The organism is Nocardia sp. NPDC004340 (genome assembly GCF_053602575.1).
This window is the reverse complement of the sequence record NZ_JBSGDW010000003.1, coordinates 965,229-973,866: the sequence shown is the minus strand read 5'-3', so window position 1 is coordinate 973,866 and position 8,638 is coordinate 965,229. Positions and strand designations below refer to the sequence as shown.

At 66.4% G+C, this 8,638-nt stretch carries 9 protein-coding genes; 4 read left to right on the top strand and 5 right to left on the bottom strand.

What is annotated here, in order from left to right; translation table 11 throughout:
* A partial coding sequence (locus ACWEOI_RS16645) for a DUF222 domain-containing protein (RefSeq protein ID WP_452360126.1) occupies positions 1-818 on the bottom strand: 818 nt, incomplete at its 3' end.
* Positions 819-981: 163 nt separating this feature from the next.
* On the opposite strand from ACWEOI_RS16645, the gene ACWEOI_RS16640 reads away from it, so the two are divergent.
* Entirely contained in the window at positions 982-1,530 is a 549-nt protein-coding gene (locus tag ACWEOI_RS16640; protein ID WP_433666504.1) for a hypothetical protein, read from the top strand.
* Between the two features lie 38 nt (positions 1,531-1,568).
* Here ACWEOI_RS16640 and ACWEOI_RS16635 read toward each other — a convergent pair whose 3' ends face one another.
* Positions 1,569-2,126 (bottom strand): TetR/AcrR family transcriptional regulator, encoded by a 558-nt coding sequence (locus ACWEOI_RS16635; protein ID WP_452360125.1) that lies wholly within the window; start codon positions 2,124-2,126, stop codon positions 1,569-1,571.
* Positions 2,127-2,219: 93 nt separating this feature from the next.
* Between ACWEOI_RS16635 and ACWEOI_RS16630 the strand changes: the two genes are divergently transcribed.
* Positions 2,220-2,864: a hemerythrin domain-containing protein gene (locus tag ACWEOI_RS16630; RefSeq protein WP_433666502.1), complete on the top strand. Its 645-nt coding sequence runs from the start codon at positions 2,220-2,222 to the stop codon at positions 2,862-2,864.
* A gap of 60 nt (positions 2,865-2,924) precedes the next feature.
* On the opposite strand, the gene ACWEOI_RS16625 is transcribed toward ACWEOI_RS16630, so the two are convergent.
* The 3 genes from ACWEOI_RS16625 to ACWEOI_RS16615 all read right to left on the bottom strand — a co-directional run bounded on the left by ACWEOI_RS16625 (position 2,925) and on the right by ACWEOI_RS16615 (position 6,176).
* Positions 2,925-3,773, bottom strand: coding sequence for an AAA family ATPase (locus ACWEOI_RS16625; protein ID WP_433666501.1), 849 nt, complete (start codon positions 3,771-3,773; stop codon positions 2,925-2,927).
* A gap of 146 nt (positions 3,774-3,919) precedes the next feature.
* Complete coding sequence (locus ACWEOI_RS16620) at positions 3,920-4,987, bottom strand: alcohol dehydrogenase catalytic domain-containing protein (RefSeq protein ID WP_452360124.1); 1,068 nt, start codon at positions 4,985-4,987, stop codon at positions 3,920-3,922.
* A gap of 4 nt (positions 4,988-4,991) precedes the next feature.
* Positions 4,992-6,176 carry an LLM class flavin-dependent oxidoreductase gene (locus ACWEOI_RS16615; RefSeq protein ID WP_452360123.1) on the bottom strand — a complete coding sequence of 395 codons (1,185 nt, stop codon included), beginning with the start codon at positions 6,174-6,176 and terminating at the stop codon, positions 4,992-4,994.
* A 240-nt stretch (positions 6,177-6,416) separates the two neighbouring features.
* Between ACWEOI_RS16615 and ACWEOI_RS16610 the strand changes: the two genes are divergently transcribed.
* Together ACWEOI_RS16610 and ACWEOI_RS16605 are read left to right on the top strand one after the other, a co-directional pair.
* The gene (locus ACWEOI_RS16610) at positions 6,417-7,064 is read left to right on the top strand and encodes a TetR family transcriptional regulator (protein WP_433666498.1); all 648 of its coding nucleotides are present in this window, start codon (positions 6,417-6,419) and stop codon (positions 7,062-7,064) included.
* Between the two features lie 234 nt (positions 7,065-7,298).
* Complete coding sequence (locus ACWEOI_RS16605; RefSeq protein WP_452360164.1) at positions 7,299-8,462, top strand: lipase family protein; 1,164 nt, start codon at positions 7,299-7,301, stop codon at positions 8,460-8,462.
* The last annotated feature ends 176 nt before the right edge of the window (positions 8,463-8,638 follow it).

Genomic DNA, 8,638 nt, shown 5'->3' with positions numbered 1-8,638 from the left:
TCGTGGGTCCGCTGCCCGGCATCACGACGATCACGACGCGCAGCAGCATCGAGCACACTGTCCGCGATGAACCCACCCGCGGCGGAAGGGCTTTCGGGGTCCTCGACATTGCACATCCCAGGCCGGGCGAGCTTCGCGAACACCGCATCCAGGCACGCACGCAGCTCAGGGGTGATCCACCCTTCGATCCGGCTCATCCCGTCCACACCAGGGCGACACAGCGTGATCCCGCGACGGCGGCGACGGTCGGCGTCGGAGACGACTTTCCCGTCGGGATCCAATCGGGCAAGGATGTCGCGGCCGATCTTCAACAGATCGTCGGGCCACCCGTTGCGCGAGTAGTCCACGAGGATCTGTTCGGCCTCCGCCCGCGCCTCGGCAGGCACGTCGACGGGCAGGTGGTTCATGACGTCCAGGATGTGACGCACGTGATCGCGGGAAATATCCCCGGCGGCGAATGCTTCCGCCGCAACCGGCAGCACCGGCGGCGCGATATGGCCCGTCTGCTGGACGAATTCGCCGCAGTGGTGGGTGATCTTCACCCGTACTGAGGCGTCGTACCGCGAGAGCCCGAGGGTGTGACGCAGGAATGGCACCATCTTCCCGGCCCCGCTGCGTGAATGCAGGGACCGTTCTCCGGCTTCGATGATCAGACGCGTATCGAGTGCGGCGAGTTGGCGCTTGCACGTTTCGAGCTGCTGCATCAACGACACGACATCCTCGTCGGAGAAGCCGGTCATCTTCCCGCTCTGCACGGATTCGGTCAGGGTTGAGACCGCGGCCGCCAGTTCGGCGATACCGCAGTCGTCGAGTGTCACCCCATTCGAATCCATGCCCCTATTTTACGCCCGCGCGATCACTCTAGGAACCCGAAATATCCAGTATCGCAACATATTTCGACAACTGCCAAGATCGGCACGGGCCTTGCCGGTTCACCTCGCGTGGTACCGACGGTGCGTGAATGCCACTACCATCGCTCCTATGGTCACTGTGGGGATGACCGTCGGGTTGGCATTCGTCGGCTATATGGCCACGTATCTGAACGGACTTCGTCTGGGCCAACGGCAGGCCCGACTTGTGCGAATCAATCAGCAGTTGAGCGAGTTCTATGGCCCGCTTCTCGCGCTGATGGAGGCGAATCAACGGACCTTCGATGCCTTCCATTCGGACTTCGCGCTGGCGGACGGCAGGTGTCCCATCTGCGATGTTCCCGTACCGTCCGAGCAAGACCTTGCTGAGTGGCGATTCTGGGCGACAAATGTGTTCATTCCGAACATCAGGGCGATGCGTGATGTCGTAGTCGCCAAGGCTGATCTCCTCCTCGAGGCGGAGATGCCGACCGTCCTGCTCGAGCTCTGCGCACATGTATCCGGCTACGAAGTCACGCTTGCCCGATGGTCGGAGGGTGATTTGGGTGACTACGTTTCGATCATCAAGTTCCCAGCCCGGGAATTGCACGAGTACACCAGAGATCGGTTCGCCCGCCTGAAGGCCGAGCAGGCGAGACTGCTCGGCAGGCGGCGCATCTAGCGTGTGGAATGTGTTCCTACCCTGATGGTTTGGTGCCGTCAGGGGATGCTCAGTAGGCCGTTCGCCAATGCTCGGATTCCTGGTTCGGGGTCGAATTCCGGCTCCGGCCAGGTGATCTGGTGGAGGATATGGCCGTCGAGGTGGTCGAGGAGGGTGCGGCAGTGGGGTGCGGGGGTGGGAGAGCCGATGCGTTCGAGCCAGGGGGCGAGCCAGGTGGTGATGGTGGTGCGGGCGATCGCCAGGGGTTCGAGGAGGTCGGGGTTGGCGACGGCTTCGAGGAAGAGGGTGTAGCGGGCCAGGGTTCGGTTGCGGGCCGGGCCCAGGGCGTGGCGGGTGATGGCGGTGAGGGCTTCCACGAGGGCGGCGGGGGTGTCGGGGCGGAGTAGGCCGCTGACGACTTCCCAGTCGCGGCGGTCGAGTTCGACCAGGTGGGTGACGATGCCCATGAGGAGGGCGTCGCGGGTGCGGAAGGAATTGGAGGCGGTGCCGGCGGGAACGGCGGCGGCCTTGTCGGCGGCCTGGAAGGTGAGGCCGCGGGGCCCTTCGGTCGCCAGGACCTCGATCGCCGCGTTCAGTACCTGCTCCCGGCGGGACATCACTCCTCCTTGCACTATGTCTGTAGTGTCCGACACTATGAATGTAGTGTAGCGTCGGGACGTGGCGTCACTGCCACACGTCGAGGAGCCATCATGCCCGTGTCATCCGTTGCCGGTCTGCCCCGCGGGCACAAGACCATGCTCTTGGCCCACCGGGCCATGATTCGAGATCTGAATCGGGTCCAGCGGACCGCTCTGGACCTGGCGGCGACGCCGAATCCGGTGCGCGCCAAGGCGCTGGCCGAATACCTGGGCAAGCTTGCCGCGGTGATCCATCATCACCACGAGGGCGAGGACGAGTTCCTGTGGCCGCGCCTGCGTGACGCCGGCGCCGATGAGCAGGCCCTGGAAATCCTTGCTGCGGAACACTCCGAGCTCGCCACCCTGCTGAGCGTGTGGCAGGAGTTCGGCGCGACGCCTGTCTCCGACTCAGCGGCTGCCAACCGCCTGTCCGAGCTCACCACCGCCGTCCGCGGTCAACTCGCCGCGCATGCCGCGGACGAGGAACGCGAACTGCTCGGCCGCCTCGCCCCCGTCCTCGACGAGCCCACGTGGAAGGGCTTCGAGAACCACATGCGAAGTACGGCCCCGCTGTGGACCCTGCGCTTCATGCCCGCCTGGCTGCTGGCGGTCGCCGGTCCGGACGATGCCGCAGGCGTCCCGGTTCCCTTGCTGGGCAGGCTGTTCGGCGGCTGGCTGGAACGCGCCCAGCGGGCCGCTTTCGGCGACAACTATTGAGCCAGTGCGTGTCGTGCTCCGGAGGGGAGACCACGGCACCACCGTTATTGCACGGCCCGCCTACTGCGGAAACGGCAGTGAGGACTGGGCCGCGTCTCGGCCGGAGCGCTTGAGGAATTCGCGGGCCAGTTCCCGGTATTGCTCGGCGCCTTTGGATTTGGGGTCCAGGGTGGTGAGGGGTTCGCCGGCGATGGTGGAGTCGGGGAAGCGGACGGTGCGGGAGATCATGGTGTCGTAGAGGCGTTCGCCGAAGGTGTCGGCGACGCGGTCGAGGACCTGGCGCGAGTGCAGCAGCCGGGAGTCGAACATGGTGACCACGATTCCCGACAGTTCGAGACGCGGGTTGAGGCGTTCGCGCACCTTTTCCATGGTGTCGTTGAGCAGGGCCAGGCCGCGCAGCGAGAAGAACTCGCACTCCATGGGGATGATGACGCCGTCGGCGCAGGCCAGGGCGTTCACGGTGAGCAGGCTCAGCGACGGCTGGCAGTCGATGAGGATGTAGTCGTAGCGGTCGCGGATGGGGTCCAGCACGCGGCTCACGGAGTGTTCGCGGCCGACTTCGTTGACCAGCTGGATCTCCGCGGCGGAGAGGTCGATATTGCTGGGCAGCAGATGCAGATTGGTGACGGCGGTCTTGATCACGACATCGTCGATGGGCGGAGCGTTGGGGCTCAGTAGGTCGTAGACGGTCAATTCCAGGTTGTGGTGGGCCACGCCGAGCGCCGCCGAGAGCGCGCCCTGCGGGTCGAGATCGACCAGCAGCACCCGCAGACCGCACTCGGCAAGCGCGGCACCTAAATTGACCGTCGAGGTGGTCTTTCCGACGCCGCCCTTCTGATTGCACAGGGCAATCACCTGGGCCTCGCCCGTGGTCGCCACGTCCTCCTCAACAGCATTGTTTGCCGACATTTCGCCAGAATAACCTGTCACGTGGAGGAACTGGCGGACCCGCTCCGGGGCGCTTTGTCTCGAAATCGCTGGACGTTAGCCAAACCCGGTGTGGAGGGCCCCAACCCATGTCGCCCTCCACCCCCGGATCGGGCGGAACCGGCAGCTCAGCGCCCCGGCAGCACCAGGATCTTCACGTGCTCCTCCGGGTCCCGCAGCGCGGTGAACGCCTCTGCCACGCCGTCGAGCCCGACCCGGCCGGTGATGATCGCCTCGGCGTCGATCTGCCCCGACGCCAGTCGCTCCAGGGTGATCTCGTAGGCGTTCTCGTACGGCCCGTGCCCGAAATTGATGGCGATCCGACGGAACTGGCCCACCACCGGAATGATCGGCTCGTCCGCGAACGGCGCGGCCACCACCTGGATACGCGAATTGAACGGCATGGTCCGCATGAGCGTGCCGAGGATTCCGGCGCGACCGCTGCATTCGAAGGCGATGAGAATGCCGGTGCCCGACTGCCCCACCACCGAATCCTGCTGTGCCACCGCCGCCATCCAGGCCGCGATCGGGTCCTGCTCGTTCGGATCGACGACGATGTCCGCGCCGACCGCCCGCGCCAGCTCGCGGCGCTTGGGCGAGGGTTCGGAGGCGACCACCAGCCGCGCCCCGCGCGCCTTGGCCGCGATGATGGCCCCGAGTCCGATTGTCCCGCAACCGATCACCAGCGCCGAGTCCTCGGGAGTCAGCCCCGACTGCTGCACGTGCATCTCGCCCACGTGCAGCGGCTCGGCCAGAGTCGCGTGTTCGAGCGACAACCCGTCGGGCACGTGCCGCACCCACCACGAGTCCACCACGATGCTCTCGCCGAACGCCCCGTGATAGTCGTTGGAGTAGCCGATGATCGTCGGGATCCCGGTGGCGGTCTCGGTGGCCAGCCCGATCCCGGCCACCCGGTCCCCGACCGCGAAATCGGTGACCCCGGAACCGATCTCGCTGACCGTCCCCGCGTACTCGTGCCCGAGCACCACCGGCCGTTCGGTGTCGAAGGTCGCCAGCGGATACCCGCTGTCGGTGGCCACCTGCACGAATCGGCAGGGGTCCTTGGACATCGACAGGTCGCTGCCGCAGATGCCGCACGCGGCGACCGCGATGCGCAGCTGGCCGGGTCCGAGGGCGGGCGGCTCGGCCACCTCGGTGGCGGTGAACTCGCCGTTCAGAAACTGTGTGGCGCGCATGGTGTCAGGCTCCCGTCGCGGCGGCTTCGCCGTAGTAGTCGGTGTGGGCCTTGGTGATCGCGGTGACCAGCTGCCCGATCAGCAGGTCCCGGTTGTCGGCGGCGTACTGCAGGCTGTCTTCGCGGCGGCGGTTGCGATTCTTGAAGTGCGGGATCACCTCCGAAGCGAACAGCTCGTAGCTGCGCTTGGTGTCCTCCCAGCTGGCCATGTCGACGTGCAGCACGAGCATGGTGCCGAAGCCGCCGGTCTTCTCGATCAGCTTCTCGATGCGCTCGATGGCCTCGTCGGGCGTGCCGATGATGGCCTGCCCGAATTCGCCGAGGTTGTCATTGCGCCACTGGTCGATGATGCCCTTGGGCGTGTCGGCCCAGGCCGGGTTCTCGCCGGTCTGCCGGTTCACGTAGGCGGCCATGGATCCGATGCGCCGGCTCACCGCGCGCTCGGCCTCCTCGCGGGTCTCGGCGAGGAAGATCGGGTTGACCAGCCGCCACCGCGACCGGTCGGCGATGTGCCCGTGTTCGGCGCACGCCTTCTCGTAGACGCCCCAATTGCGGTCCAGCACTTCGAATCCCATGGGGGAGCTGGCGGCCAGTGACAGCAGCGACAGCCCGTGCGTGCCGGCGAGTACCGACCCGTTGGGGGAGATGGTGGAGGCGGTGGCGACCTCGATCCCGGCCGGATCGTAGGTGGGCAGCTGGGCGCGCGCGTCGCGCAGGGTGAACCAGTCGGTGGTCATATTGACGACCTCGCCGCGCAGCAGCGCCAGAATCGCGTCCAGGGCCTCGCCCTGGCGGCGGCGCTGGTCGGAGGGGTTGATGCCCATCATGTGCGCGTCGAGCGGGATCTTGCCGGGTCCGGTGCCGAAGATGAGCCGGCCGCGGGTCTGCAGGTCGAGCTGGGTGATGCGGTCGACGGTGACCAGCGGGTGGTGGTAGGGCAGCGACATGACGCCGGTGCCGAAGCGCAGGCGTTCGGTGCGTTCGGCGGCGGCGGCGATGAAAACGTCGGGCGCGGGCACGATCTCGGCGCCGGTGGAGTGGTGCTCGCCCATCCAGGCCTCGTCGAAGCCGAGGTGGTCGAGGTGTTCCATGAGATCGATGTCGCGCCGCAGCTGGAGGGCCGGGTCGGCGTCGAGGGGGTGGTACGGGGCCAGGAACGCCCCGAACTTCATCGATTCAGCGGTCCACATGCGGGATCTCCTTACCCAGTGCGCCGGGCTTCGTCGCCCGGAGCGGTTCCCCGAGTAAACCTGGATCAAGTGATCCAGAAATGTGGTCGTCCCGGTGAGTGGGCATGATTCGAAAACTCAGGTGGAAGCACTGATCGCGCCCCGATAATGGGCGGTTTCGGCGTCCGGAAATCGGTCTGTCGATCCAGTTGTGCACCCCGTGCTGACGGGCCCGCCGCGCCGATGTGCGAAGCTCGTGGCGTGACCGTCCCGATGCAGAACCGCCAGGGCAATGCGACCCGCACCCGGCTGGTGAAGACCGCCGAGCGTCTGTTCGCCGCCCAGGGTGTGGACGCGGTGTCGGTGCGCGCGGTCAATGCCGCGGCGGGTCTGGGTCCGTCGTCGGTCAACTACCACTTCGGCACCAAGGACGATCTGATCGCCGCGGTGCTGCTGGATCTGGGCGCCACGGTGCGTGACCGCATCCGCGCCAATGCCGACGCGCTGGCGGCGCGCCCGGAGCCGCCGACCGCGGAGACGCTGGTGCGCGCGGTCACCGAGCCCTATCGAGACCTGCTGCTGGCGCACCGGACTCGCGGCATGCGGTGGATCAAGATCGTCACCCAGCTCTCGCTGGTCTCGCATCCGGCGCTGACGACCGCCGAGCAGGATCTGCCCGATCAGTTGCACGTCCAGCTGCGCCGCGCCTTCCCGGGCTCGGATCCCGATCGCCTGGAAGCCCGCTGGGCCATTGCGCTCATGGGCTTCCTGCAGGCGCTCAGTCGTGCCGACGACTGGCACCCGGCCACGACTCCTCCACCCGCGCAGGAATTATCGGACTTGTACGAGGATCAGGTAGTTTTCCTCATCGGTGGACTCGATCGTCTGCTGAGCGGGACTGGCCGCTGACAGTTCGCGCCTGGTTTGTCCGTATGTCTGGACGTTAGACCAGGTTAGCTGTAGCGTCACTGGACGATTCGCGAGAGGCTTGCTGTCTGTCCTCTTCCGGTTCATGGGCGCGGCTGTGCCGCATGCCAATCCGTTGCTTGTTGGTCGACCGTTCGTTCGCCGTGCAGTCGGGGCGCGAGACTCGAACGGCTGAAGTGTGAGGGAACGTCGTTGTTCGCAAGATCCGCCAGGGCGGTGGTCCTGGCTTTGAGCATCCTGACCGCGGGGTCGGTGTGCGCCCCCGTATCGGCTCAACCCCTTTATCCCACACAGGATCCCGATCCTTTCTACAGCCCGCCCGCCGATCTGGGCGGTTTCGCGCCCGGTGACGTGGTCCGCACCCGGCGCATCGACCCGGGCCTGTACGTGGGCACCGACGGCTGGCAGGTCGCCTTCCGTTCCACCAATTCCCAGGGTCGGCCGATCCTGGGCATGACCACGGTGCTGATGCCCAAGGGCGTCAAGAACCCGCCGCTGGTCTCCTACCAGGCCCTGATCAATTCCCTGGGCTCGCAGTGCAACCCGTCGCGCTCGCTGTTCAACGGCGAACTGCAGGACGGCGCCGGCGCCATGCTGCCGATCGGGCGCGGCTGGGCCATCTCCATGCCGGACTACCTGGGCCCGAACGTGGCCTACGGCGCGGCGAAGCTGAGCGGCATGGTCACCCTGGACAGCGTGAAGGCGGTCCGCAAGGTCGCCGAGCTGGGTCTGGGCAATTCGCGGGTGGCGCTGGCGGGGTATTCCGGCGGCGGCATGGCGACCGCGTGGGCCGGGGCCATGCAGCCCGAGTACGCCCCCGACCTGAAGCTGGACGCCGTGGTGGCGGGCGGCATTCCGGCCGACCTGGAGCAGATGGCGCTGTCGCTGGGCTTCGCCCCGCACCCGGGCTTCGGCCTGGCCTTCGCCGCGGCCATGGGCCTGGAGCGCGAATACCCGGACCGCCTGCCGATCTCGGATCAACTCAATGAGAACGGCCTGTGGTTCCGAGAGTTCACCCATGACGCCTGCCGTCGCTTCCTGCTGTTCCACGGCATCTTCCGCAATGCCGAGCAGATGGCCGCCTCCAAGAGTCTGATGGACAGCCCGGTGGCGCACGAGGTACTGCGTGAGAACAGCCTGCGCTACGACACCGCCGTCCCCGGCGCCCCGACCTACTTCTGGCAGGGCCGGTTCGACGAGCTGACGTCGTTCGATCCGGTGGCCGAGGTGGCCGACCGCTACTGCAAGGCGGGCGCGCCGGTGATGTTCCGGCCCTTCGAGATCGCCGAGCACATGACCACGGCGGTGGCGGGTTTCCCGGATGCCTGGAACTACGTGGAGTCGCGTTTCCGCGGGGATCCGGTTCCGACCAGCTGTTGATGTATTAACCAATTGTGTGCTGCACCACCCTGATTGCGTTTATCCAACGGAAGAGATGGATTGCTTCCCTTCTGAATTTCCGTTGGTAACAGCTTGATCCCGAAACTTGTCAAGCGCTGTTCCATCAGTTATTTCTAGATGGAAATAGTTAGCTGGCTCAACGCTGAGCCGTGTTT

What these genes read in the sequence shown, in the direction of transcription:
- ACWEOI_RS16640 (WP_433666504.1), top strand. Translation starts at nt 982, where the DNA reads ATGGTCACTGTGGGGATGACCGTCGGGTTGGCATTCGTCGGCTATATG.
- ACWEOI_RS16635 (WP_452360125.1), bottom strand. Translation starts at nt 2,126, where the DNA reads ATGTCCCGCCGGGAGCAGGTACTGAACGCGGCGATCGAGGTCCTGGCG.
- ACWEOI_RS16630 (WP_433666502.1), top strand. Translation starts at nt 2,220, where the DNA reads ATGCCCGTGTCATCCGTTGCCGGTCTGCCCCGCGGGCACAAGACCATG.
- ACWEOI_RS16625 (WP_433666501.1), bottom strand. Translation starts at nt 3,773, where the DNA reads ATGTCGGCAAACAATGCTGTTGAGGAGGACGTGGCGACCACGGGCGAG.
- ACWEOI_RS16620 (WP_452360124.1), bottom strand. Translation starts at nt 4,987, where the DNA reads ATGCGCGCCACACAGTTTCTGAACGGCGAGTTCACCGCCACCGAGGTG.
- ACWEOI_RS16615 (WP_452360123.1), bottom strand. Translation starts at nt 6,176, where the DNA reads ATGTGGACCGCTGAATCGATGAAGTTCGGGGCGTTCCTGGCCCCGTAC.